Source organism: Flavobacterium cheongpyeongense (genome assembly GCF_003202435.1).
Classification (GTDB): Bacteria; Bacteroidota; Bacteroidia; order Flavobacteriales; family Flavobacteriaceae; genus Flavobacterium; species Flavobacterium cheongpyeongense.
The window spans coordinates 506387-532842 of record NZ_QJHK01000002.1; the positions used below are offsets into that span (position 1 = coordinate 506387).

Here is a 26456-nt window from a genome sequence, read left to right on the forward strand (position 1 = left end):
ATGTTTTGTGAAACCTATTTCCCGATACAAAAATTAGCAAAAATATTCCCCAATAATTCATCATTTGTAACTTGACCTGTGATGAGTCCAAATTGATACAAGGCTTCACGAATATCCAACGCCATAAGATCACTGGACAGATTGGTTTCTAGTCCAAATTTCACTTTTTGTATTTCTTCTAAGGCTTTTAATAACGAATCGTAATGTCTTGTATTTGTGACTATTGTTTCGTTGTTTCTTAGCGCTCCGGTGTTTACGAACGAAAGCAATTGATTCTTTAAATCCTCGATGCCTTCTTTGTTTTTGGCTGAAATTTTTAAAAGTTTAAGGTTTAAAGTTTCAAGTTGGTTGTTGATACTTAAGATTTCATTTTCAGCTAACAAATCAATTTTATTTATAACTACTAGAATTGGTTTTAGAGGGTATTTGTTTTTTACTTTTTCAATTTCAGTGATATAGTCAAAACCTGAAACTTTAAACTTTAAACCATCAAACAAAAAGATAACGACTTGCGCTTGTTCAATTTTTTCAAAAGTTTTTTGAATGCCAATGCTTTCAACATAATCTTTGGTTTCGCGAATTCCAGCCGTATCAATAAATCGGAAGCCAATGCCACCAATCACCAATTCGTCTTCAATGGTATCACGGGTGGTACCCGCAATTTCCGAAACAATGGCGCGCTCTTCGTTTAATAATGCATTTAACAAAGTAGATTTTCCAACATTCGGTTCACCTACAATGGCCACTGGAATTCCGTTTTTAATAACGTTTCCAACTGCAAAAGAATCAATCAAACGTTTCAATACAAATTCAATTCGGTTGACCAATTCGTGAAATTGAGTTCTATCAGCAAATTCTACATCTTCTTCGGCAAAGTCCAATTCGAGTTCGATAAGGGAGGCAAAATTCAATAGCTCTTCACGCAGTTTGGCAATTTCGTTCGAGAAACCACCTCGCATTTGCTGCATCGCAATCTGGTGAGAAGCTTCGTTGTCTGACGAAATCAAATCGGCAACGGCTTCGGCTTGGGATAAATCCAATTTTCCATTCAAAAATGCTCTAAGGGTAAATTCACCGGCATCAGCCATTCGACAGCCTTTACGCAACAATAACTGAATAATTTGTTGCTGAATATACGTAGAACCATGACATGAAATTTCGATAGTATTTTCACCGGTATACGAATTAGGCTCTTTAAATACCGAAACCAAAACCTCATCAAGAGTTTTAGTATCATCAACTATGTGGCCTAAATGTAAAGTATGGGTTTTCTGCCTGGTTAAGTCCTTGTTTTTTATAGATTTAAAAACTGAATTTCCGATAGCAATAGCATCTGATCCTGAAATCCGAATAATGGCGATAGCTCCTGCTCCGGACGGTGTAGCCAAAGCAACTATAGAATCTTGATTTATCATAAGACAAAGGTATAAAAAAGGGGACAAATTTAAGAACAGAATGTCTATCAGGAAATAAACGAATCATTTTAAAATAAGAGACAGAAAAACAACTTTTTGGAAATAAAAAAGGAGCCATGTAAAATTTGGCTCCTTATATTATTTAGTGCTTATTGCAATCCATCAGATTAAATTAAATTAAATCAAATCGATCCAGGTTCATTACTTTATTCCATACAGCGATAAAATCATTTATAAATTTTTCATTTGCATCATTGCTCGCATAAACTTCTGCAATAGCTCTTAATTCCGAATTAGATCCAAAGACAAGATCTGCCCGTGTTCCAATCCATTTAGGCTGACCAGTTTTACGATCATTTCCTGCATAAAGCTCTTTATCATCTGATAAGGCTTGCCACTGTGTATTCATATCAAGCAAATTGACAAAAAAGTCATTAGTAAGCTGACCCGGGCGATGTGTAAAGACACCATTTTTTGAACCATCAGCATTAATGTCAAGGACACGAAGTCCCCCTAAAAGCACTGTTAATTCTGGTGCTGTAAGGGTCAGTAAATTTGCTTTATCAATAAGAAGTTCCTCTGTAGAAACTGTTGATTTTGTTTTTCGGTAATTTCGGAATCCATCAGCTTTAGGTTCCAGATACTGAAAAGATTCAACATCTGTCTGCTCCGCTGATGCATCCATACGCCCTGCTGCAAATGGCAAAGTTATTGTGTAACCTACTTCTTTAACCGCTTTCTCAACACCGGTGTTTCCTGCCAGAATGATTAAATCTGCTAATGAAAGTTTTTTTCCACTACTCTGTAGAGCATTAAATTCGGTTTGGATACTTTCCAGTTTATCTAAAACCTGTTTTAATTGCGCAGGACTATTTACCTCCCAGTTTTTTTGTGGAGCTAGTCTTATACGCGCACCGTTCGCCCCTCCTCGTTTATCGGATCCTCTAAAGGTAGAGGCAGAAGCCCATGCAGTTCCAACTAATTGAGATGTACTCAATCCGGAACTTAATATTTTTTCTTTTAATCCTATAATATCATTTTCGTCAATTAAAAGATGGTTTACTTCAGGAATAGGATCCTGCCATAACAATTCTTCCGCTGGAACTTCTGGCCCCAGATAACGGGAACGAGGTCCCATATCCCGATGTGTAAGCTTGAACCATGCGCGGGCAAAGGCATCGGCAAATTCATCCGGATTTTCCAGAAACCGGCGTGAAATTTTTTCATATTCTGGGTCAAATCGTAATGATAAGTCGGTTGTAAGCATAGTGGGTAAATGTTTTTTAGAACTGTCAAAAGCATCCGGTATACTGGCCTCTGCATTTTTAGCAACCCATTGATGCGCACCCGCCGGACTTTTAGAAAGTTGCCATTCAAAGGCAAATAAATTTTCGAAGAAATTATTACTCCATTGTGTAGGTGTTTTTGTCCAGGTAACCTCCAGTCCGCTTGTAATGGTATCCGGCCCTTTACCGGAACCAAAACTATTTTTCCAGCCAAAACCCTGTAATTCTATTTCTGATGCTTCCGGTTCTTTATCGACGTGATCAGAGGAAGCAGCTCCATGCGTTTTTCCAAATGTATGTCCACCTGCGATCAACGCTACAGTTTCTTCATCATCCATTGCCATACGACCAAAAGTATCACGTATATCTTTCGCTGCCAGAATAGGATCCGGGACACCATCTGGTCCTTCGGGATTTACATATATTAGTCCCATTTGCACTGCTGCAAGAGGTTTTTCCAGATTTCTGGAATGGACATTTCCATCTGCATCATCATCAGAGGATACAACACCATGATCTTTAGGTACCCCTTCTGAACCGCCTTTATAACGTTCATCACCGCCCAACCAGGTAGTTTCAGAACCCCAGTAAACAGATTCATCAGGTTCCCATACATCAGCACGTCCTCCTGCAAAACCAAAGGTTTTAAAACCCATAGCTTCCAAAGCAACATTTCCAGTCAATATCATCAAATCTGCCCAGGATATTTTTCGTCCATATTTTTGTTTAATGGGCCACAAAAGCCTTCTCGCTTTATCAAGGCTTACATTATCAGGCCAGCTGTTTAGCGGGGCAAATCGCTGCAGACCTGCACCAGCTCCTCCTCGACCATCATGTACACGATAAGTTCCTGCACTATGCCATGCCATTCTAATAAACAAACCACCGTAATGACCAAAATCTGCCGGCCACCAATCTTGTGAATCAGTCATGAGATCTTGCAAATCCTTTTTTACAGCTTCAAGATCAAGACTTTTAAAAGCTTCTGCATAATTGAAAGTATTTCCCATCGGATCTGACAACGAAGAATTCTGCCGTAAAATATTTACTTTTAATTGATTTGGCCACCAGTCACGGTTTTTTGTACCTGAGGCAGCTGCCTTATCCATACTGCCGTTATGAAAAGGGCATTTGTTAATGTCATTTGAGTGATCTTCCATAATTTATTTTTTTGATTTTTTATTATTTAATCGAATGACTAATTTACAAACTAAACAACCAAACTATATATACAATCTATATTATATAAATGTACTTTCATAGATAAAATCTATTTTAAAAAAATCCTTTTAAATCGAAGAAGGAAACTATTTTATAGATAAAAAAGTAATTTCAATAAAAATACAAAAAATATTTTTCTTTTATATAACTGATATTCAAAAACTTGAACAAAAATTTTAGGTATCTATCTTAAAAAATATTATTTTAGCATTTGGCAATTATTATACATTTATGAAGCAACCAGGATTTCTTTTGAAACAAAAAAACTATTGGGTTATATGGAGCCAATCCTTTATTGTATCGTATTAATTCTTTTCAAAAATTTAAAGCTATTGTAAGAGTTGAAAAATCTTTGAATCAAAAAGAAACCATCAGAATAATCCCGAATTGGATCCTGATAAAAAATGATTTTATTAAAGTAACTAGATAAAAATATGGTATAGTTCGAGTTTTTTAGCAGAGAAACAGGAAAAAAATGTAGAAATAAGCGTTTTTGAAAATGATTTTTCTGTTCCCGATACAATTTTCTATCTAAAATTGCTGGAACTGACGAAAAATTTCATCAAAACTAATTGAAACGATACATTAACAAAAATTAATATTCATCAACATTATTAAATGTAAATAGCATCATAGTTATCTTAATAACATGTAAAATACTTTTGCGTGTTATTAGTTTCTTCAAGCCTGCCTATAACAGAAGTAAATAAAACGTAGTATGAGTGATATAGCCCGCAGATTTCCCGAAAATCCACTTTTAATGCCAAAAGATTTGCTACCAAGCAGTCCTGAATTAAAAATTATCAGCCTTTTAAATCCCGGGGTTTTTGTATTTGAAGGTAAAACATGGCTTTTAGTTCGTGTTGCCGAGTCTATTACGCAAAAAGAAGGTGTGATTTTTTTTCCTATAATCAATAGTTTAGGGAAAGTAGAAATTATAGAAATACCATTAAATGACCCCGACTTAGTAGCCACAGACGCGAGAATAGTGCAATACAAGGGGTTGGACTATCTTACCACACTTTCACATTTACGGATTTTGTGTTCTGAAAATGGTATTGATTTTTATACCCCAAAAAACATTTATCCAATTATGGCTTCTGGAATTTTAGAGCAGTTTGGGATAGAAGATGCCAGGGTTAGTTATATAGAAAATACTTACTACATAACGTATACGGCAGTTTCAAGCAGCGGAGTTGGGGTTGGATTACGCACAACAAAAGACTGGAAAACCTTTGAAAAAAAAGGCATGATATTTCCTCCACATAATAAAGATTGTGCCCTTTTTGAAGAAAAAATAAACGGTAAGTTTTATGCCCTGCATCGGCCCTCGAGTCCACAAATTGGTGGCAATTTTATTTGGCTGGCAGAATCACCGGATGGAATCCACTGGGGAAATCACAAATTTCTTCTAGGAACCAGAAAAGGCTTATGGGATAGTGCAAGGGTTGGTGCAGGAGCTTCTCCGATTAAAACTGACAAAGGATGGCTCGAAATTTATCATGGTGCAAATGCAGAACATCAATATTGTCTGGGTGCTTTTTTAATGGACTTAGAAGATCCATCCATAGTAATCGCCCGAACCTTGGAACCTATTATGATGCCTCGGGAAAATTATGAACTCAGCGGTTTTTTTGGATATGTTATTTTTACAAACGGACATGTTGTAGAGGGAGATAAACTGACCATTTATTATGGTGCTGCAGATGAATTTGTTTGTGGTGCTTATTTTTCAATTGCAGAAATTTTATCAGCTTTAGCCTATTCCTATTAATATTTATTTCTTAAACAAATAAAAAAACTCAGAAAATCGATATGTTTCTGAGTTTTTGATTTTGCATTTTATACTATTTCAAGTCCATTTATTGAAGATCGAATACGTTACCTAAGTGTTCCTCCATAATAAAATAGGGATTATTTGTTTGGGTCACAGACCTGATATGTATTAAACTTGTTTTGCTCATCATTCTTAACATCTGGCGACGTTCGCATTTAATGATCTCACCATTTTCTATTCTCTGGCCGGCGATAAACGCACTTCGGCCATGAGCGCAAAGGTGATTATTCACAAAAATAAGATCTCCTGAATTCGGAATATAATCACTATTTATTAGTGTTTTAGCCTCATCCCAAAAATCCATTAAATTAGTAAGTGCCTCGGATGTCTGCCCTGCATTTTCGTTAAATATTTGCTCCGCTGCATCGAAGCGTATAAAAGGAAGCTCACGGTTGCCATATAAAACAGAAGCCAGCGGTGCTGAATCCGAAATATCTTCATCTTCATAATTCGCATCTTTCGGGCATTGATATATGGGATCAAATAATTTTTCCATAACGGCATTGACTTCTCCATGTGAGCGAACAGAATACAGGGTTGAAGGCACTCTTTCTTCATTTCTTAGATAAAGAAAACTCAAAAAATCTGCCTGATTTAATAAAAAAGCATCCTCTGTATGCACAAATAAATCGGTTTTAGATCCCGAACCTGTTTGTGTGTTTGACATCTTCTCATCCGGAATAACAGCATGCAAAAGACCTCCACCCTTTCTCTGTGCATAATATTGTACAGGTTTAGAAGGTACTGCACCGTGCAAAAGCGAGCAAATAAAGCCATACTTATTTAATTTTTGATAATCTGCACCCTGCCAGTTTGGAGGAGTAGGTCCTAACTCCTGCTGATCTACTTCAACAAGTCCTTTAAAGACAATGGCACCATATTGCTTCGCAGAAAAATCAGTTCCAAACTGACTTAATATCCGGGTAATCCGTTCGGGTAGCAATTGAAATGCATGCAGATGAAGTGAAGCTATATACTCTGGATTTTCATAATTATCAAAGGCTTTTACCAAAAGGTTTCCAACATTTGATAAAATATTTCTCTCTTGAGGAGTTACATCAACGATGAGCGGTCTTGTAGGAATATCAAAAGACATTTTTTCATTAGCAGGTCTTTCAATTGAAATAATAGATTGTGATTTCATTTTTAATCTGTTTAGGTTACTTAATAGCCAATTGAAAATTTAAACATAAAGCCTTAAATACAAGCTATATATAATTTTAATTTGGGACATACAACTAGTCATGTACGGGCATTCGGATAAAATTTTTCATATTTATTTTTTTTATTACTTTTAATTTATACTTTTGTTTTTACTTAGTCTAAATAACATTTACTTACAAATATATTTTTATTTAATCTAAATAACAATAATTTTGTTGAGAAAATTTAAAAAAATATGAAAATAAAAGCGAACCCCGGAAAAACAGAGGCGTCAAATTCCTCCGATAAACCAAATACAGTTTCAGAGAATATCCGTAACAGAAGAAGCATTTATGGTGATCAATATGTCAAAGGAAATCTATCTGATGAACTCCTTTCAGAAATCTTAATAAATGCCACTTGGGCTCCCAATCATAAGATGACAGAACCCTGGAGGTTCGTTGTTTTAAGAGGAAAATATCTTGAAGGATATGGAGAATATATGGTCAACTACTACAAGGATTCGTATGCAAAAGAACTGTCTCCTGAAGCCTTAGATAAAAAACTGACGTTTTTACGAAACTATCCTTTAAATGCTATTTGCCTGATTGGGATCATACTGGTCAGAAATACCAAAATAAATCTTCCTGAATGGGAAGAAGTAGCTGCTGTTTCGTCTGCTGTACAAAATATGGCACTCACCTGTACGGCAAATAATATCGGAAGTTACTGGAGTACAAAAAAAGTTGCGATTGACTATATAACTGAATTTGGTCTTTCTGCAAACGAAAATTCTCTAGGCATGCTGTTTCTGGGTTATTACCCTGATGATTTAAAAATATCCAAAAAAAAGAGAACCCCACTATCCAAAAAAGTGACTTATCTGCAATAAGTATTAACAATCCCTAAATAAAAAACCTATATGAACAACACATTAATTGATTATGAAAAAACAAAAAATCTGGTGTTTACTCCAGATCAGGATTATTATAATGATATTTTCCACCAACATGCCACCTCCGGATATACTGAAGCCATACATCTGGCACAGGAACGGGTTTCAGATTTTTTAAAAAACAACCGTAAACCTTTTAGCGGAATCAGGCCGGAAGAAATGAAATCAAAAGTAGAAAATATTGATTTAGACACCCCTCTGCCCGATTATGAAAGCCTGTTTAATGAAGTTGATGAACTCTATGTAAACCATGCCACAGCGTACCATCTTCCGGAATATATTGCTCATTTAAATTGCCCTGTGGTAATTCCTGCCCTGGCGGCTGAAGTACTCATTAGTGCTATTAATTCATCTCAGGATACTTATGACCAAAGTGCCGGAGGTACTTTTATAGAGCGAAAACTAATCGACTGGACCAGTGAACAAATTGGGTATTCTGATAAAGCAGATGGAATTTTTACAGCCGGTGGCTCCCAAAGCAATTTAATGGGATTATTACTGGCAAGAGATTATTTTTCCCTTGAATTTCAAAAATGGAACATCAAACTTGATGGTTTACCACCAGACGCCAGCAAATTCCGCATTTTTGTTTCAGATAAAGCCCATTTCAGCAATCATAAAAACGCCTGGATTTTAGGTCTTGGCGAACAAGCTATTGTGCATGTGGGAGTGGATTCCAGATACCGAATGGATCCTAAACAGCTGGAAAAAGCCATATTAGAAGAAAAAGCAAAAGGCAATATCCCAATAGCAATTACAGCCACTGCCGGAACTACAGATTTTGGTAACGTGGATCCCTTAACTGAAATAGCCCGGATTGCAAGCCGTAATAATTTGTGGCTGCATGTTGATGCTGCTTATGGCTGTGGACTATTACTGACAGAAAAATACAGGTATCTCTTAAATGGCATTGAACTTGCAGACTCGGTAACGATCGACTATCACAAATCTTTCTTTCAGCCCATCAGCAGCAGTGCTTTTATTGTAAAAAACAAACTGCATCTTAACATCATCAAACACCACGCTGATTATCTGAATCCAAAAGAGCAAAATTATGATGCCCTTCCGGCACAGATCAATAAATCTATTATTCAGAGTACCCGCCGTTTTGATGCACTAAAACTCTGGTTTACCCTGCGCTATATGGGCAAGAAAAAACTGGGCCAATACACGGAAACCATTATTGCAATGGCCAGCGAAACAGCTGACTTATTAGAGGCTGATAAAGATTTTGAGCTTTTAACAGATTCTGATTTAGGTGTTTTAGTTTTTAGATACAAGCCATCCGGCTGGCAGGGCGACTGCTGTAAAATGAATTTGCATATAAAAACCAAATTGTTTTTTAGTGGCGAAGTATTAGTTGCCAGCACAAAAGTAAACGGCATCTTCTACCTGAAGTTTACCATTTTGAACCCATTAACAACTATTGCACACATTCATACTATCCTTTCAATCATAAAAAAACACGGAAATGAATACATCTTCTCATAACCCGATTGCTCAGGAAGCGGTCCATATTACGTTTACCATTTTACTTAACTGCTGCCTGCGCGAGCTGGGAAACAGCAGTTTTTATGAAGGAATCCCCAAATACGATCCTGTACTAAAATCGTACATGTCAAAGTATAATCATAAACTTCATCTAAAATTGGACTTTCCTTTTGATAATATTGAAATATATGCGCCGATACGTTACCGATCTGAAACCTTCAGACATCTGTATGATTTTCCTGTAATGGAACGTGACCTTACAACTGAAACCATAAAAGAAATAGATCCAGACCGTCTTTTGGAATTAATTACAAATCAGGTGAGACAGCAGTATCCGCTGGCAGATTCTAAAAATGTAAAAAAAAGAATGCAACTGAGTACAGAAAAAATAGCTCAGTTTTTAGAACATTTTAAAGATTCAGAGCAGCGGTTCAATAAGCCTGAAATGACATTTATTGAAGCAGAACAATTATTTCCGGCAGGACATTTACTTCATCCGCTTACCAAAGGACGTGAAGGGTTTACGGAATCAGAAGTCTTGAAATATGCACCGGAAACCGGCGGTCTTTTTCAGTTGTATTATTTTTTAGTGCATCCTGATCTGGTTACCGAAAAATCTGTAGATGACATTCTGCCTTCAGATTTTGCTAAAGCAACAGTAGTAGAAGCAAACAAGAAAGATAAAAAAGGATACGATTTACTGGAAAAATATCCGGACTGGAAAGTGCTTCCGCTTCACCCCTGGGAAGCTGCACATTTTAAAAACCAGCCTCTATTTGATACACTGGTAAAAGAACACCTTATTATCGATTTAGGCAAATTTGGAAAAGAATTTACAGCAACCTCATCAGTAAGAACTGTATACAATAAGGAAAGCGATTATATGTACAAATTTTCCCTTCATGTGAAAATCACAGGTGCTGAACGGATTAATCATCACCATGAACTTTACAGAGGCTATGAGGTATCCCGGCTGATGCAGACTGACTGGGGAGCCAATGTAAGAAAAACGTATCCTGATATTGAGCTGATCTGTGATCCGGGCTTTATATCCGTATCCTACAACGGAAATGTACTGGATAGCTTTTCTACCAGTGTGCGATACAATCCGTTTAAAATTACTGGTACCGAAAAAGAAAAAAATATCTGTTTAATAGCTTCTCTATGTCAGGACAGTATATTGGGAGATCCTTCCAGAATAGAGCATGTGATTCAAAAAGCTTCACAGCAAACGGGATTATCAATAGAAAAAACCAGTGCGCTTTGGTTCAAAAAATACATCGATATTATAGTTACAGGTGTCGTAAAAATGTTTAACGAGCAGGGCATGTTCTGCGAGTGGCATCAGCAAAATACACTTGTACAATTGGATGCAGCGTTCATGCCTAAAAAACTTTTTTTCCGTGATAATCAAAGTTTTTTATTCCGGAAATCATTTGAAGAGCAATTAAATAAAATTGTCCCTGGTCTTTCTGAAAACGGAAAAATGTTCATTCCGGACGATCGTTTATTTAATCTGTTGCTTCATTATTTCTGGGTAGGAAACATATTGGCTGTGGTAAATACATTTGGTGCCAACGGACTTACAGATGAAAAAACGCTCTTAAATATGCTGTATGACAAATTAGAAGATTTACAAAAAGAAGACAAAAGCGGTCTGGTTGCGTTTATCCTTGAAAGCCGATACTGGAAGGTAAAAGGCAATTTACTTACGGCACTAAATGATATAGATTGCGGCGGTAATCCTGCAGGCGTGACCCGTATCAATTTTCCGAATGTTTTACACAAACGCTTTTTTTCAGAGCAATTAATACATCCAAAAGGAAAAGAAATTGTCTACAACCGTTATTTCCCTAAAGAAGATGTGACGATTAGTTTACGCCCTGTTGATTTAGAAAATGACTTAGAAATGCTGCATGAATGGTTTCATCGTGAACACGCCAAAGCAGCTTGGAAAATGGACTGGACACTGCGCGAACTTGAAGCGTATTACAGAACCCTGCTTCCGGGCGACGGTTTGTACAGCTATATAGGAATGGCGAACGGTGAACCGACTTTTAATATTGAAATATATTGGCCAACCCGCGATGTACTGGGAGATTATTATGATGTCCTGCCTACGGATTATGGAACCCATCAATTTATTGCACCAACAGATCCTAAGCAAAAATTTGTCTCCCCATCAACGCAATGCATGATTGATTACGTGTTTGCCCAATCTGAAGTTGGTAAAATGGTTGGCGAAGGCGCTGTTGACTCCAGAGCTTCAATGATGAACAAAGCTTTTCATGGTTTTAAAATCGAAAAAGTCATTGAAATGCCACATAAAACAGCAAACCTTAATTTTTGTTATCGCGAATGGTATTGGGCCAAATTCCCTCAAAACAAAGATATTATAATCAACATTAAAGCAGAACATAATCTTATAAACCAATAGTATGGAAGATCGTAAAGTATATTCATTAATAGGTATAGGTATTGGCCCATTTAATTTGGGCTTAGCCGCTTTATTAGAACCGGTCGATGACGTTTCATCACTTTTTTTTGACCAAAAAGAACAATTTAACTGGCATCCCGGGCTGCTTTTTGACCATGTTACACTGCAGACACCATTTTTATGTGACTGTGTTTCTATGGCAGATCCTACAAGTCCGTTTAGTTTTTTAAATTTTCTTAAAAAGACGGATCGCTTGTATAAATTTTTTATTCGGGAAAATTTCTTTGTACTGCGTAAAGAATACAATTTATACTGCCAATGGGTCATTAAACAACTGAAAAATTGCCGTTTCTCATCGAGTGTAAAAGAAATCTATTATAAAGATGGTCTCTATGAATTGCATGTATTTCATAAAGAAGAAAATCAAACCAAAATCTATTATTGCGAAAAATTAGTATTAGGAACGGGTACTGTACCTGTACTTCCTGAATTTGTCGACTTACAAGAGATGAAAAAGGTTTGTCATACGTCAAATTACCTCTTTAGAAAAGAAGAAATTTTAAAACAGGATACCGTTACCATAATTGGTTCCGGACAAAGTGCTGCTGAAGTATTTTATGATCTGCTTCAAAACAGGCCTAAAAACCTCAGGTTAAATTGGTATTCCCGTCCCGATCGTTTTTTTGCAATGGAATATTCCAAACTTATTTTAGAACACACCTCTCCGGATTACATCGACTATTTTCATCAAATGCCGTCTTCGACCCGTAAGGTTATGCTGGACCGTCAGAAATCACAATTCAAAGGCGTAAACTTTGATTTACTGAACGAAATTTACGATCATCTGTATGCTCTCAGCGTAGATAATGATGACATTGGTGTAAAGATCAGACCCAACATACAATTGGATGCGATAACAACAGGAATTCACAATAATTACGAATTGCATCTGGAGCAGACCGAGCAGCATAAAAAGTTTACAGACCATGCCGACTATGTAATTTTAGGTACCGGGTACCATTATCAGGAACCTCAATTTCTTAAAGAGATACAACATCGCATCAGCAGGACTTCAACTGGCAGTTATGATGTAAAAAGAAACTACAGTATCGATCATAACGGTAGTGAAATTTTTGTTCAAAATGCAGAAATCCATACGCACAGTTATATTTCATCTGATTTGGGTATGGGTGCTTATCGCAATTCTTATATCATTAATGAAGTAGCGAAACGTGAAGTCTATAAACTGGAAAAGAGAATTGCTTTTCAGGATTTTGACCTTTCGCATATTGCTGCTGAGAAAGCTGAGGAAATTAGTCTTTAATACACATCTGAAATGAATATAGAAACAATCCCACAGTTAGAAGTTTTTACCGCTCAGGTTTGGGAAAAGGTAAATCTTAATCTGTTAGTCAAGAGTTTAGCCGAATTAATGCATGAAGATGTTGCCAAACCAACGATTACGGGCAGTCAAAAAGAGGGTATGACCCATTTTAAACTAACCACTGATCTCCAGGAGGTTTATTATACTTTTTCAGCTTATCCAAGACTTTTGGAATATTGGCATATTGAAAAAGAAAGTATCCAAAGATGGGAAAATAATGTAGCTGCACCCGCAAAAGATGTTCTTTGCTTTTTTATAGAATTACAAAAAACCTTTGGTATAGATTCTTTTACAATGGCAAAATATACAGAAGAACTCCTAAATACCTTATACGCTGATGCACATTTGTACACCCGTAAAAAACGGAGTGTTTATGATTTGACTGAAGCCGATTATCAAACCATTGAACACCAAATGGAGGGACATCCGTGGGTTATTGCAAACAAAGGACGCATTGGTTTTAACAATAGTGATTATCATAATTACGCTCCCGAAGCCAATAAAAATACTGATTTGTACTGGCTGGCCGCACATAAAAAAAGAGCCACATTTAACGCCTTGGAAACAATCCGTTTTAATGATTTTTATGCTGCCGAATTAGGTATAGAAGTTTATAAAAGATTTCAGGAAAAGCTACGCAATATGAAAGTTACGGTCGAAGATTATGTGTTTATACCCGTACACCCCTGGCAGTTGAACAATAAAATTTTGCTGCAATTCCATCAGGATCTCGCAAACCACTATTTAGTTATTTTGGGTAAAAGCGACGATGTATATTCACCTCAACAAAGTATCCGAACTTTCTTTAACCTAAGTTATCCGTCAAAGCATTATGTAAAAACGGCAATCTCTATTTTGAGCACAGGTAATATCCGCGGACTCTCCCCAAAGCAAATGGATATTGCGCCAGGAGTAACAAAATGGGTAAAAGAGATGCTGGATAAAGATCCTTATTTTCAACAAAAAGGAGTTGTACTGTTAGGCGAAGTTGCTACGGTTTCTTATCGTCATCCTCAGTATAATGCAATACCTGACAGTCCTTACCATTACAGGGAAATGTTAGGTGCGTTATGGAGGGAAAGTGCTGAAAAGTACAGAAAACCTGATGAGAAACTAATGACAATGGCAGCTTTATTGTATGTAGATAACGATAAGCAACCTTTTCTTCAGGAATTAATAAATGCTTCCGGACTTAGTATTCAAAGCTGGCTTGAGCACTATTTAGAAGCGTATTTAAAGCCTTTACTACATATTTATTACCAGCATTCCTTATGTGTAACACCACATGGCGAGAATATTATTTTGGTCATGAAAAATGGAATACCACAGCGTATCATTATCAAAGATTTTGTTGATGATATTGTTTTGACAGAAGAAGCCAAAGCAAAATTACCGGCTGATCTTAAAGACGGTCTTATCCAGTCTTCTAATAAAGAAAACACGCCTTTGTTTATTTTGATAGGTGTTTTTGATGCTTTTTTCAGATATCTGTCTGATATTTTACATACGTATATGGATTATGACGAACATCTCTTTTGGAAAACTGTAATAGAATCGATTGAAGAATACCAGCAGGATCATCCACACCTGACAGACCGATTTGAAAAATACAATCTTTTTGAGCCGGAATTTAAGCGTTTTTATATCAATAGTTTGAAACTGCTCAATAATGGCTATGCAGAACAAACTGGTTTTGCCGTGCCGAAAAAAGGAAGCAAACTTCCTAATCCGCTCTACGTAATTAAACAATATGAGAGCAGGGAGTTTGCAGCGATTAGTAATAAAACAATACAACACCAATCATGAAAGTAGTTGTTCTTAGGCTTCAATCCTATACCGATTTGTTTTTTACTGCAGTATTAGGCAGAGAAAAAAAGTTCACTTCAGGAAGTATCAATCGGGCGATTGTATTACTTGCAGTTCCTATGGTTTTAGAGTTGGTAATGGAATCGGTTTTTGTTTGTGCCAGTCTGTTTTTTGTGAGCAAACTTGGCGCAGCAGCAGTTTCTATTGTGGGTTCTACCGAGTCTGTTATCAGCTTTTCTTATTCGGTTTCAATTGGTCTGAGTATTGCCGCTTCGACTTTAATTGCAAGACGTGTTGGCGAGCAGAATTTTAAGGACGCAAGCATCACTGCCGGACAGGTAATAAACATCAGTGTAATCTGCGGTATCCTGATAAGTATCATCTGTTTTATATGGAGCGATGCAATACTAAGGGTGGTAGGACTGACTCCTGCAATGATAACCCAAGGAAGTTTGTATGCAAAAGTAATGTTTGCCAGCTGTGGTTTTATTCTGATACGGATCGCATTAAACGGTATTTTTCGTGGCGCCGGTCATGCTGCTATTGCAATGCAGACACTGTGGCTGTCAAATGCGTTAAACATACTCTTGTGTCCTTTGCTCATTTTTGGGTGGGGTCCGGTTCCGGCTTACGGACTATTGGGCGTTGGAATGGCAACAGCTGCAGCCCGCTTTATAGGCGTTTGTTATCAGGCCTACCATTTCATCAAAGGAACAGCTGCGATTCAAATTGGAAAACAAGAGCTGCTATTTCATCTTGAAACTTTTAAAAAAGTAATAAAACTCGGGTTTGGTGGTATGTTACAGTATTTGATTCCTGCATCGAGCTGGCTGTTTATGATAAAAATCGTTTCACATTTTGGAGGAAACGCTTTGGCAGGATACATAATCGCACAGCGTGTTGCTTCAATCGTTACTATGCCTGCCTGGGGTATAGGCAATGCTGCCGGAATTTTAACCGGACAAAATTTGGGTGCACAACAGCCCGAAAGAGCCGAAAAATCAGTATGGAGAGCAGGAATTATCAATATGATTTTTTTGATTACTGTAGCCGTTGGGTGGATTTTTATGGCACATCCGGTAGTCAGCATTTTTTCAGATGTTCCGGAAGTAATTGACCACAGCACTACCTATATCCATATTATTTCGATTGCTTATGTATTGTTAGGCTATACAATGGTTATTTCCAGAGCACTCAATGCAGCCGGAAAAGTAATGATTGTGACCCTGCTTTACATTCTTATGTTTTATGTGTTCCAAATACCACTTTCATACACATTTGGAGTAGTAATGGGGTTTGGTCCAAAAGGCATTTTTGCAGCCATATTGATCTCAGAGCTTGTATTGGCTTTTGGCTGTATCACAATATTTAAAAGCGGAAAATGGAAGTACGCTAAAGTTTAAAATAAAGAGTATTAATAAATTAAAATAAGATTATTATGAGCACAACACAAGAATTACATCAGGTATTTGCTAATGCGTTTGAAATACCTGTTGAATCAATTACAGCAGATTTAGAATATCAGGGTATTGTCGAATGGGACTCGATGAGTCATTTGCTTTTAGTTGAAGAACTGGAGAGATTTTATAATGTCACTATTTCGATGGAAGATATTCTGGAAATGGGAAGCGTGGATAAAATAAAAGCGATTCTAAAGAAAAACGGTGTAGAAATCGAATAAATTTCAAAAGAAAAAATTATGGAACTTTATAATCTAATTAAAAAAAACCAAAATTTAAATTTTATCGATGCAAAAACCAAAGTTGAAAAAACGTTTCAGGAATTACATGATTCTTTAGATATTGAAGATTTACGTGCTGTTGTTTTTATTTATAATGACAATCAATTACCAACAATTGAAACGTTTTTAAATTTTTATCAAAAAAGATATACAGTAGCTTTGCTTAATGCAGGCCTGCATCCTCAGTTTAAACAAAACCTCGAAGATGAATACAGGCCTGCTTATATCTGGGATCCGTCCAGAACTACAGTTGAGGGTTATGATTTAAAACCAGTATCTGAAAATATTTCATTGTTTAAAAGAAAAGAAATCCGTAACTATCCTATTCATGCTGATGTTAAGCTTTTAATGAGTACATCTGGCTCCACGGGATCCCCTAAATTTGTTAAAATTTCAGATGATAATCTGGTTCAGAATGCCTTATCTATTATGGAGTACATGCCAATAACGGAACACGATGTTGTTCCGTTAAATGTGCCCATTAATTTTGTGTATGGCTTTTCTATTTTTACGACAAACTGTATAAAAGCAAATACGATTGTCTGTACGGACAGGGACGTACTTCAAAAAGAATTTTGGTCAGATCTTGCCTATTATGGTTTTTCTACGCTGAGTGGAGTCCCGTATTTTTATGAGTTACTGCAACGCTTTGGTTTCTTTAAAAAAGATACTCCGTCATTACGGTACATGACCCATACAGGAGGAATGCTGAATAAAGAGCTTGCAAACGTTATTTCAGATTATTCACATCTTTATAATAAACAGTTTTTTGCACAATACGGACAGACAGAAGCCAGTGGCCGAATGGCTTTTTTACCACCGCAAGATTTTCGGGATAAAGGAACGTCGATAGGAATACCTGTCAAAAACGGACGATTTGAAATTGATAAAAGCACAGGTGAACTTATTTATTACGGACCCAATGTTTCCGGAGGTTATGCCAACAATGCTTTTGATTTACAGGACTATAATTATAGTAACAAACTTTATACAGGTGATTTGGCAGAAAAAAATGAATCGGGTCATTTCTATATAAAAGGACGGATTAAACGGATTATAAAGTTATTTGGAGTTCGCCTGAATCTTGATGAGGTTGAGCTTTTGCTGAAAAATGAATTAGAAGGGCAAACCGTTATCTGCATCAGTGTCCATGACAAATATCTCGGAATCATACATCAAAATGAGTTTTTGGTACGAGAAACCATCACTCAGGTATTAAAAGAAAAGCTGGGATTACACACCAGTTCATTAAAAACTTATTATTTAGAAAATATACCGCTGACCGTTAACGGCAAAGTAGATTACCCTGCTATCAGTAAATATATCAACGAAAACGAAAATTCACTCGTAGCTTCAAAAACAGTTATAGGGTAATTATTAAACATTAATGCATAAACAGGTTTTACTGGCCTGTTATAAAATAAAACTATGGAACAGCAAAGTAACAGAATTGCAGCACTCGATTTAATAAAAGGAATGAGTGTTATAGGAATGGTAATTATACATACATTATTAACATTCGCAGATGTCAAATCACAGTCGGAAACATTTATTGGGAGTTTTATTGTTTTTTTAGGCAGAGGAACTTCTATTTTTCTTATTTGTATGGGACTCACATTTATGACTTCCCGCCATCAAAGTCTTAAAAGTTCCGTTAAACGTGGTGGATTGCTCTTGATTGCAGCACTTTTAATGAATTTTTTGAAGTTCATATTTCCTGTAATTTTTGGTTTTGCACCTGATAATTTCATTCAAAGATACGGATGGCATGGACCGATAGAACAGCAATATCTGTATTTGATGTTATTAGGTGATATTCTCCAGTTAGCCGGAATGTCTTTGCTGTTCATTGGTTTTATTAGAAAATACGTAACCAATAAATATGGTATCTTAGCAGTTGGGATCCTAATCGCTTTAGTTTCCAGAGAAGTGAGCGGAATCAATATTGATATTCCGGTAGTTAATTATGTTTTAGATCTTCTTTTCAATAATGATTTTCCGGCATACGTATACTTTCCTGTTTTTCCCTGGATGTCTTTTATCATTATTGGGATGTTTTTTGGTAAATGGTATCAGGAACTCTATTATAACAGAGCACAATTATTTCAAAAGATGTTATATGCTGGCTTTTTGTTTGTTGTTTTGGGTGCGCCTCTGGTTTTTATTTATGGAGACTATAATTACAATGGATTTTACCACATGGGACCTGGCGGTGTTATCTATTTTGCAGGCTGGACATTAATTTTTCTGTGGCTTCTGTTTAAAATATCCGAAAATGTTAAAGAAAATAAATTCATAAAACTTTTAAAATATTGTAGTAAGAACCTAACCAGCATGTACATGATCCAATGGATATTGATTTCCTGGGGCAAAGGAATCTTCGGTTTCAGGGATAATGATATATCAATCGTATTGATGCTTATAGCACTTTATATTGTACTCACTTTTTCTGTTCAGATCCTTTTAGATTCCTTAAAAATAAAAAAACAAGCATCAAAAGAGGTACAAATTCTAAATTAAATGACAAGTTTATTTATTTTAAGTAACATTATTTATAGATAATTTCATACTTTTGTATTTTTATTCATTCTAAATAAAAATAAAATATCATTTTAAGTATATTTCATGAAATTAAAAATAGTTTTATTACTGGTATTCATCCCGTCAACATTTATGATGGCCCAAAATACATTATCTGGTAAGGTAACCGATGAAAATGGAAATCCAATAAAAGCACATATCCGGTTTTTAAATACCCCGATAAATACCTCAACAAATGCTAGTGGAGTTTATCATATTGAAAATCTGGCCAATGGAAGCTATACAATTGAGGTAAGTTCAAAAGGGTATAGTACAAAGAAACAGGCAATTCTTTTAGAGAATTCTTTAAATACCTCAATAAATACAACTTTAGAAAAAGAGGTACAGCAATTAAATGATGTGCTTATAACCCATGCGTCTGAAAAGCAAAAAAAGGAAACATCGGCACAAGCCGTTTCGGTTATCGAAATGCGGGAAGCAAAGTTTAAAACTGCCGATTTGGGAGATGTATTAGCCCAAACACAGGGTATTAGCATAAGACGCAGCGGCGGTATAGGCTCGAAAACTAATTTTTCTATGAATGGTCTGACCGGAAATCAGATTCGGTTTTTCATAGATGGAATTCCATTGGAATACCGTGGTTTTAATTTTGGAATTGCAACAATTCCGCTCAATTTGATTGATCGTGTTGAAGTCTATAAAGGAGTCGTTCCTATTGAATTTGGAGCTGACGCTCTTGGTGGTGCTGTCAATTTGGTTACCCCAAAAATAAAATCCGGTTTCAGCGGATCTTTTTCAACCCAGGCGGGATCTTTTGGAACCTACAGAACATCGATTCTCCTCAATAATTATAATGAAAAAACGGGATTTTTTATAAAAGGCGGTGGGTTTTATGACACCTCCAAAAACAATTACAAAGTAGATGTTGATGTTGCAGATGATGTCGGTAAGATTAAAAACGTAACAGTACCTCGATTTCATGATGCCTACAAAGGCTACGGAATGCAGCTTACAACTGGTGTAAAAGACAGGGTCTGGGCAAAGGAATTGAGCATAGAAGGCTTTTACACCAATTATACAAAAGAAATTCAGCATAATCAGTTAATGGTTGGAATTCCTTATGGAGAGGTAATGACGTATCGAAAATCGGCAGGTTCTGTACTTACTTATCGTAACGAGTTTGGTGAAAAATTTTTACTGGATGTTATCTCAGGCTACAATTACAGAGAACGCCAATTTACGGATGTATCTGATTTTGTCTACAATTGGTATGGAGAACGTATTCCGGGTTCTGAAGGAAATGTGAGAGGAGAAATTTCAGAATCTAATGGACCAAGCGATACTTACACCTGGAATAATGATATTTTTTCACGTTTGAAAGCTTCATGGAAAATCAATGAGCAATATGCCTTGAGTTTTACTTCAGCACCTACCTACTCCAGACAAACCGGAGATGACAGGCTTATTACGGGTTATGATCCTGCCAGTGCCAAAAGAGATTTATTCACATGGGTAAATGGGGCAGATTTTAAAATAAATGCCTTTAATGAAAAATTAGAGAATGTCTTTTTTATTAAAAATTATTGGCAGAAAGTCAATTCAGAAGAAAAGATACCTTCTAATAATACACTCATAAAAGAAGCAAGGAACGTGAACTATTTTGGTTTTGGAAATGGATTCCGTTTTGAGTTTACAAAACAGTTTTCTACCAAACTGACTTATGAATATGCTACACGTCTGCCTCAGACAGATGAATTGTTTGGAGATGGTCAGTTTATACAAGGGAATATAAACTTAAAACCAGAACGCAGTCATAATGCTAATTTTGAGCTTTTTTTTAAGTCCAAAGCCAATTATGAAGCCAGCAATTGGCAGCTTCAAACCAATGTTTTTTTAAGAAAGATAGACAATCAAATTTTATTTGTTCCGAGCGTTGATCGTAGTAATATTTATCAGAATGTATTTGAGGCTACTTCTACAGGGTTTGAAGTTTCAGGAAACTGGACATCAAAAAATGAAAGGCTTTCATTTCACGCCAACAGCACGTATCAGCACTTTTATAATGACTCCAAAGAAGGAATCTTTGCAGCCTACAAAGGGGACAGAGTACCTAATCAACCCTATTTTTTTGCAAACGGAGGCATCAACTATTCTTTTCACAACACAATTGGGAAAGTTGCTAAACTAACTCTTTTTATTGATGCCAGATATGTACATGAATTTTTTAGAAGCTGGGAAAGTGCTTCTGTAAATCCATTTGTTATCCCAAGTCAGCAAACCTTTGATTTTGGTACCACTTATCATAACAATATTAAGGGGCTGAAATATGCATTAACAGCAGAAATTCAAAACTTAAGTAATGAAAAAAATTATGACTTTTTTGGCGTACAAAAGCCAGGAAGATCATTGAATATCAAATTAGTAACTCAATTTTAAATAATTATAATAATCAGTATGAAAACAAATCGATTTTTTATGAAATATGCTGCACTGGCAATACTATGTTCCGCTTTCGCATTTACGTCATGCAGTTCTGATGATTCAAAAAAAGATTCAGGTCAGGGAGACAATCCGGCAGTAATAGCGGCTGTTCGTGTTAATACGCCGGCAGGCAGGGTTTTTTATTTGGGTGCATACGATAAATTTCCGGAAACTCTTGATTACACAACGATGACAGAAATAGGTCCTGGTGCAACCATATATTCTTATGGCGAGCATCCTTATGTTTGGAATGGTACCGCTTCAACCTTAACTAAATATAATGTAAGTAATGATATGACCATTTCGAGTGCAGATGCTTTAAGCCTTGCCGGCACCGGAGTTAGCGGTACTTTTGGCCCACCTGCTTTTGTGTCTGAAACGGAAGCTTATTTTTTCGCCCTAAATGATGGAAAAGTCATTAAGTTCAATCCAACGACTATGAGTATAACAGAAACTATAGCAGTAACGCCATTGCCTTTCAGTAATGATGCTGCGATTAAAACAGCTACGTATAGCAGTTATGTGACTTCGGCAGGGAAAATTATTTTACCGGTGGCAGCAACTCCAACCGATTATAACAAATTTCTGCAATATGCACAAATCGCTGTTTTTGACAGAGCATCAAAAGCAGTTTCGTATGTTAACGATTCCCGCATGTCAATGGGATACTATACGTTTGCAAAAGGAAACGATGGTTCATTGTATTACAGACCATCCCGTGAAACTGCCCTTTCATTAGATTACAGCACAGTAACCGGTAATCCAACCACAAGCGGATTATTAAAGGTAAATCCTAACGGAACATTCGATCCTAATTTCTTCGTAGATCTAAAAACGGCTTTAAATGCACATTCTGTTAATGTAGTAGCTTATGTTCACGGAGATAAAGCGCTTGCACAGTATCACGATAATACATTTACCGCACCTGCAAAACCTGCTGACTGGCTAAATGTACCAACAAAATTTGCACTTGTAGATTTAAAAACGTTAAAGGTTGAACCTTTTACATCATTTGAGCAATACGGAACCGTTTACTCAGTAGGTACAATTGATGGTGTAGAATATTACGGTAATATCAGTGCTCCAAACGGTAAATTCAGTCTTTTGAAGCAAAATGGAGCTGCCGATTTTGAAGCAATTTCAGAAGCAGTTGGCGGTAGCTTAATATTCGTTGGAAAATTACGATAATGTCTTTTTTGACTATATAACCAAAACTTATTTTTCGTATTAAAAAGAAGAAGCTGTCTATTGCCGGGACAGCTTCTTTATTTTTGGCGTTTTAGACAATTAAATTAGGAATTTCTTCATAAATAACCTTGGATATTATAACACAAAATCGCACCTAATTTATGCCAAATAAATATAGATTTGCAAAAATTAAATTCTTTAGAAACACATGAAGAAAAAATTAAAGAAGAAAATTGGACAACTTCACTTGTGGTTAGGACTTGCCTCTGGTCTGGTTTTATTTACCGTAGCTCTTACCGGAAGCTTATTGGTTTTTGAAAAAGAAATAGACCAGTTTTTCAATCCTGAATTTTATAATGTAGCGCAGATTGGCAAAAAGAAAAAAACAATTGATTATTGTACAAGTGCCATTCAAAAAGAATATGGCATTGAAAAATTAAACCGAATTATAGTTTATGGTGACCCAAAACGTACCCTTACAATTATAGGAAAAGACAGCAAAGGGGATAGCCAAATTTTCTCTGTAGATCCTTACACCGGAAAAACACTTGGAACTATGGCACAGAAAAACCGTTTTTTCTCTATTGTCTTAAGCATACACAGGAATTTACTGATGCATGACATTGGCGAAATCATTACAGGATGTTCCTGTCTGATCTTTGTATTCATGTTAATTTCCGGGCTTGTTTTATGGTGGCCTAAAAAAGCCAAAAACCTTAAACAGCGCCTGACTGTGAAATGGAAAGGATCATTTAAAAGAATCAACTGGGACTTTCATTCGACTTTTGGTTTTTACACTTTTCTTTTTTTATTAATTATTGCCCTTACGGGCTTAACATGGTCTTTTAAATGGTTTGAAAACGGAATGTACTACTTAGCAAACGGCACCACAGATAAACCTTCTGCTAAAGTAGAAAACCCTGTCAAAATAGATCCAAAACTGGATAAAACTGACTTTTATCAACATATATATCATAAAACAGACAGTCTGTTTCCTGACAAAGGCAACATGCAAATCAGGATGCCCGCTGATACGATCAATAGTATTCTGGTACTAAAAGAGCATTTGAATTTTAATATTCCAAATCAGTACAGCTCCCTTTATTTTGACAAATACACTGGTAAAAATATAGTAGTCAGGCCTTATGAATCGTCTTCCAGAGGAGACAAATTAAAACGTCTTATTTATCCAATCCATACTGGAAGCATTTTCGGATATCCTACCAAAATACTTGCCTTTATCGTCTGTCTTTTTGCCGTAACCCTGCCAGTTACGGGATTACTGATATGGCTTGGAAAAAGAAAAAAAGTTAAAACTAAATTCTGATTATTTTTAGAAATAACCAAGTGTACAGACCAGACAAAGCTTCGGATTTCTCCGGAGCTTTCGCTTTATTGAAAATCAGCATTTTCATTTGTGCATGAAACCTAAATAAATTATATTAGCAATGCTTCAAAGTAATTTAAATTAAAACCTTCGACGTAAACCCAAAGTCTGAATGAGCCCAAAAAACTTAATTTTAATCGCTTTCATAATTTTAAAATTTGTGTTGCAATATGCATTGCTAAGTCCTGAATACGATTTACAGCGCGATGAATATTTGCATCTTGATCAGGCAAATCATCTGGCCTGGGGCTATTTATCAGTCCCTCCTGCAACATCGTGGTTTTCATATATCATTCTGTTACTTGGAAATTCTGTTTTCTGGGTGAAGTTCTTCCCTGCCCTTTTTGGCGTTTTAACTCTGGTAATCGTATGGAAAACCATTGAAATGCTGAAAGGCAACGTATATGCTTTAATTTTAGGAGCCGTTTGTATTGTGTTTTCATCATTACTCCGAATGAATATGCTTTACCAGCCCAATTCATTAGACATCTTGTGCTGGACAGCTTTTTATTACACAATAATTCAATATATAACCAGTGAAAAAACAAAATGGATCTATATCGCTGCGATCGTTTTTGCATTTGGTTTTCTGAACAAATACAATATCCTCTTTTTACTTATTGGTCTTTTTCCGGCACTTTTACTTTCAAAGCAAAGAAAAATACTGGCCCAAAAGCAACTTTATTTTGCTTTGATTTTAGGATTGGTATTGATTACGCCCAATCTTTTATGGCAATACAACAATCAATTCCCGGTAGTACATCATATGAAAGAATTGTCCGAAACACAATTAGTTAATGTCGATCGTGTTGATTTTTTAAAAGAACAATTGTTGCTTTTTATTGGTTCTCTTTTTGTTATAATTGCTGCTTTATTTGCCTTATTATTTTACAAACCATTTAAAGAATACCAATTTTTCTTTGCCTCTCTCCTCTTTACACTTCTTGTTTTTTTATACTTTAAAGCAAAAGGATATTATGCGATTGGCCTATACCCTGTTTATATTGCTTTTGGTTCGGTTTTCTTGTCTGAAGTTTTCAGAAAAGGATGGAAACGGTATTTATTAGCAGTATTCATTATCATTCCGATATTGTTTTTTATTCCGATATACAATCTTGCTTTTCCAAATAAAAGCCCTGAATACATTGTAAACCATTCTGAAAAATATAAAAAGCTGGGGCTACTGCGTTGGGAAGACGGACAGGATCATGAACTGCCTCAGGACTTTGCTGATATGCTGGGCTGGAAAGAACTTGCCCGTAAAACAGATTCTGTTTACGCTTTATTACCTAATTCAGATAAAACACTTGTGCTGTGTGATAATTACGGACAGGCCGGTGCGATTAATTATTACACCAAAAAAAGAATCAAAGCGGTTTCTTTCAATGCAGATTATGTCAATTGGTTCAATCTCAATGTCGTTTATCAAAACCTCATCAGAGTCAGGGAATATGAAGAACACACTACCGAATTGAATGAAACTGGTCATTATTTTGAATCTTCTGTTATTGGAGGTAAAATAACCAACAAATATGCGAGAGAATATCAAACTACCCTTTTTGTTTTTAAGGGAGCCAAAATTAATATTAATGGCAGAATTGAAAATGAAATTAAAGAAACTAAAAATTACAGTAAAAAATAAGTACTGATTCAGGAATATCTAAGACGAATTAATGATTTAATATTTCTAAAATTTTCAGTTATAACTCCAATATAACATGAAGATATTGAATGCATAATGGGTATTCATAAATCTGAAAAAAACAGAAATACCGCCTATAAAATCTAACCCTCTATTTTAACCATTAAGAACTTACTTATCAAACAGTTACAAAACAATATACCAATCCTATAAAGTTTTTCAGAATTTTCTTTGGATAACCGTATTTAGTGTTTATCTTTGCACCCGAAACATCGCGGGATAGAGCAGTAGGCAGCTCGTCGGGCTCATAACCCGAAGGTCACAGGTTCGAGTCCTGTTCCCGCTACTAAGTAAAAGCTTCAGAGAAATCTGGAGTTTTTTTGTTTATAGCGTTTTGAAATATGGCTGAATTTGTTGTTTACATTCTTTATTCTGAAAAATTTAAGAAAAATTATACTGGTTTTACTTCCAATTTAATCGAAAGATTTAAATCTCATAATG

The 26456-nt window shown here is 35.9% G+C and carries 18 protein-coding genes and 1 tRNA gene; 16 read left to right on the forward strand and 3 right to left on the reverse strand.

The window, feature by feature from the left end; translation table 11 throughout:
- Window positions 1-14: 14 nt before the first annotated feature.
- Window positions 15-1415, reverse strand: coding sequence for a tRNA uridine-5-carboxymethylaminomethyl(34) synthesis GTPase MnmE (gene mnmE, locus DMB65_RS04055; protein ID WP_110305380.1), 1401 nt, complete (start codon window positions 1413-1415; stop codon window positions 15-17).
- Window positions 1416-1587: 172 nt separating this feature from the next.
- The gene (katG, locus tag DMB65_RS04060) at window positions 1588-3861 is read right to left on the reverse strand and encodes a catalase/peroxidase HPI (protein WP_110305381.1); all 2274 of its coding nucleotides are present in this window, start codon (window positions 3859-3861) and stop codon (window positions 1588-1590) included.
- A 779-nt stretch (window positions 3862-4640) separates the two neighbouring features.
- On the opposite strand from katG, the gene DMB65_RS04065 reads away from it, so the two are divergent.
- Window positions 4641-5696 carry a glycoside hydrolase family 130 protein gene (locus tag DMB65_RS04065; RefSeq protein ID WP_110305382.1) on the forward strand — a complete coding sequence of 352 codons (1056 nt, stop codon included), beginning with the start codon at window positions 4641-4643 and terminating at the stop codon, window positions 5694-5696.
- Window positions 5697-5784: 88 nt separating this feature from the next.
- On the opposite strand, the gene DMB65_RS04070 is transcribed toward DMB65_RS04065, so the two are convergent.
- Complete coding sequence (locus DMB65_RS04070; protein WP_110305383.1) at window positions 5785-6903, reverse strand: Fe(II)-2OG oxygenase family protein; 1119 nt, start codon at window positions 6901-6903, stop codon at window positions 5785-5787.
- A 255-nt stretch (window positions 6904-7158) separates the two neighbouring features.
- On the opposite strand from DMB65_RS04070, the gene DMB65_RS04075 reads away from it, so the two are divergent.
- The 15 genes from DMB65_RS04075 to DMB65_RS04145 all read left to right on the forward strand — a co-directional run.
- Entirely contained in the window at window positions 7159-7794 is a 636-nt protein-coding gene (locus DMB65_RS04075) for a nitroreductase family protein (RefSeq protein ID WP_110305384.1), read from the forward strand.
- Between the two features lie 30 nt (window positions 7795-7824).
- Window positions 7825-9348 (forward strand): pyridoxal phosphate-dependent decarboxylase family protein, encoded by a 1524-nt coding sequence (locus DMB65_RS04080; RefSeq protein WP_110305385.1) that lies wholly within the window; start codon window positions 7825-7827, stop codon window positions 9346-9348.
- Window positions 9329-11785 (forward strand): GNAT family N-acetyltransferase, encoded by a 2457-nt coding sequence (locus DMB65_RS04085; RefSeq protein ID WP_110305386.1) that lies wholly within the window; start codon window positions 9329-9331, stop codon window positions 11783-11785. The genes DMB65_RS04080 and DMB65_RS04085 overlap by 20 nt, the downstream gene beginning before the upstream one ends.
- 1 nt (window position 11786) lies before the next feature.
- On the forward strand, window positions 11787-13109 hold the full coding sequence (locus DMB65_RS04090) for a lysine N(6)-hydroxylase/L-ornithine N(5)-oxygenase family protein (protein ID WP_110305387.1): 1323 nt from the start codon (window positions 11787-11789) through the stop codon (window positions 13107-13109).
- A 12-nt stretch (window positions 13110-13121) separates the two neighbouring features.
- On the forward strand, window positions 13122-14975 hold the full coding sequence (locus DMB65_RS04095) for an IucA/IucC family protein (RefSeq protein WP_110305388.1): 1854 nt from the start codon (window positions 13122-13124) through the stop codon (window positions 14973-14975).
- Window positions 14972-16378, forward strand: a complete 1407-nt coding sequence (locus tag DMB65_RS04100) for an MATE family efflux transporter (protein WP_110305389.1) — start codon at window positions 14972-14974, stop codon at window positions 16376-16378. Before DMB65_RS04095 ends, DMB65_RS04100 begins: the two co-directional genes overlap by 4 nt.
- 35 nt (window positions 16379-16413) lie before the next feature.
- Entirely contained in the window at window positions 16414-16656 is a 243-nt protein-coding gene (locus DMB65_RS04105) for an acyl carrier protein (protein WP_110305390.1), read from the forward strand.
- Between the two features lie 18 nt (window positions 16657-16674).
- Entirely contained in the window at window positions 16675-18090 is a 1416-nt protein-coding gene (locus tag DMB65_RS04110; protein ID WP_110305391.1) for an AMP-binding protein, read from the forward strand.
- A 54-nt stretch (window positions 18091-18144) separates the two neighbouring features.
- Entirely contained in the window at window positions 18145-19236 is a 1092-nt protein-coding gene (locus DMB65_RS04115) for a heparan-alpha-glucosaminide N-acetyltransferase domain-containing protein (protein ID WP_110305392.1), read from the forward strand.
- A 105-nt stretch (window positions 19237-19341) separates the two neighbouring features.
- Entirely contained in the window at window positions 19342-21693 is a 2352-nt protein-coding gene (locus tag DMB65_RS04120) for a TonB-dependent receptor (protein ID WP_110305393.1), read from the forward strand.
- Window positions 21694-21711: 18 nt separating this feature from the next.
- On the forward strand, window positions 21712-22926 hold the full coding sequence (locus tag DMB65_RS04125) for a hypothetical protein (RefSeq protein WP_110305394.1): 1215 nt from the start codon (window positions 21712-21714) through the stop codon (window positions 22924-22926).
- A 208-nt stretch (window positions 22927-23134) separates the two neighbouring features.
- A complete protein-coding gene (locus tag DMB65_RS04130; protein ID WP_110305395.1) occupies window positions 23135-24253 on the forward strand; it encodes a PepSY-associated TM helix domain-containing protein in 1119 nt (372 codons plus the stop codon).
- Window positions 24254-24425: 172 nt separating this feature from the next.
- Window positions 24426-25955, forward strand: a complete 1530-nt coding sequence (locus DMB65_RS04135) for an ArnT family glycosyltransferase (protein WP_110305396.1) — start codon at window positions 24426-24428, stop codon at window positions 25953-25955.
- Between the two features lie 273 nt (window positions 25956-26228).
- A tRNA-Met gene (locus DMB65_RS04140) sits at window positions 26229-26301 on the forward strand.
- Between the two features lie 55 nt (window positions 26302-26356).
- A partial coding sequence (locus DMB65_RS04145; protein WP_165834861.1) for a GIY-YIG nuclease family protein occupies window positions 26357-26456 on the forward strand: 100 nt, incomplete at its 3' end.

Excerpts from the sequence above, each read along its gene's own strand:
- DMB65_RS04095 (WP_110305388.1), top strand. The coding sequence starts at position 13,122 with ATGAATATAGAAACAATCCCACAGTTAGAAGTTTTTACCGCTCAGGTT.
- katG (WP_110305381.1), bottom strand. The coding sequence starts at position 3,861 with ATGGAAGATCACTCAAATGACATTAACAAATGCCCTTTTCATAACGGC.
- DMB65_RS04115 (WP_110305392.1), top strand. The coding sequence starts at position 18,145 with ATGGAACAGCAAAGTAACAGAATTGCAGCACTCGATTTAATAAAAGGA.
- DMB65_RS04105 (WP_110305390.1), top strand. The coding sequence starts at position 16,414 with ATGAGCACAACACAAGAATTACATCAGGTATTTGCTAATGCGTTTGAA.
- DMB65_RS04135 (WP_110305396.1), top strand. The coding sequence starts at position 24,426 with ATGAGCCCAAAAAACTTAATTTTAATCGCTTTCATAATTTTAAAATTT.
- DMB65_RS04075 (WP_110305384.1), top strand. The coding sequence starts at position 7,159 with ATGAAAATAAAAGCGAACCCCGGAAAAACAGAGGCGTCAAATTCCTCC.
- DMB65_RS04125 (WP_110305394.1), top strand. The coding sequence starts at position 21,712 with ATGAAAACAAATCGATTTTTTATGAAATATGCTGCACTGGCAATACTA.
- DMB65_RS04120 (WP_110305393.1), top strand. The coding sequence starts at position 19,342 with ATGAAATTAAAAATAGTTTTATTACTGGTATTCATCCCGTCAACATTT.
- DMB65_RS04110 (WP_110305391.1), top strand. The coding sequence starts at position 16,675 with ATGGAACTTTATAATCTAATTAAAAAAAACCAAAATTTAAATTTTATC.
- DMB65_RS04085 (WP_110305386.1), top strand. The coding sequence starts at position 9,329 with ATGAATACATCTTCTCATAACCCGATTGCTCAGGAAGCGGTCCATATT.
- DMB65_RS04070 (WP_110305383.1), bottom strand. The coding sequence starts at position 6,903 with ATGAAATCACAATCTATTATTTCAATTGAAAGACCTGCTAATGAAAAA.
- mnmE (WP_110305380.1), bottom strand. The coding sequence starts at position 1,415 with ATGATAAATCAAGATTCTATAGTTGCTTTGGCTACACCGTCCGGAGCA.
- DMB65_RS04100 (WP_110305389.1), top strand. The coding sequence starts at position 14,972 with ATGAAAGTAGTTGTTCTTAGGCTTCAATCCTATACCGATTTGTTTTTT.
- DMB65_RS04080 (WP_110305385.1), top strand. The coding sequence starts at position 7,825 with ATGAACAACACATTAATTGATTATGAAAAAACAAAAAATCTGGTGTTT.
- DMB65_RS04065 (WP_110305382.1), top strand. The coding sequence starts at position 4,641 with ATGAGTGATATAGCCCGCAGATTTCCCGAAAATCCACTTTTAATGCCA.
- DMB65_RS04090 (WP_110305387.1), top strand. The coding sequence starts at position 11,787 with ATGGAAGATCGTAAAGTATATTCATTAATAGGTATAGGTATTGGCCCA.
- DMB65_RS04130 (WP_110305395.1), top strand. The coding sequence starts at position 23,135 with ATGAAGAAAAAATTAAAGAAGAAAATTGGACAACTTCACTTGTGGTTA.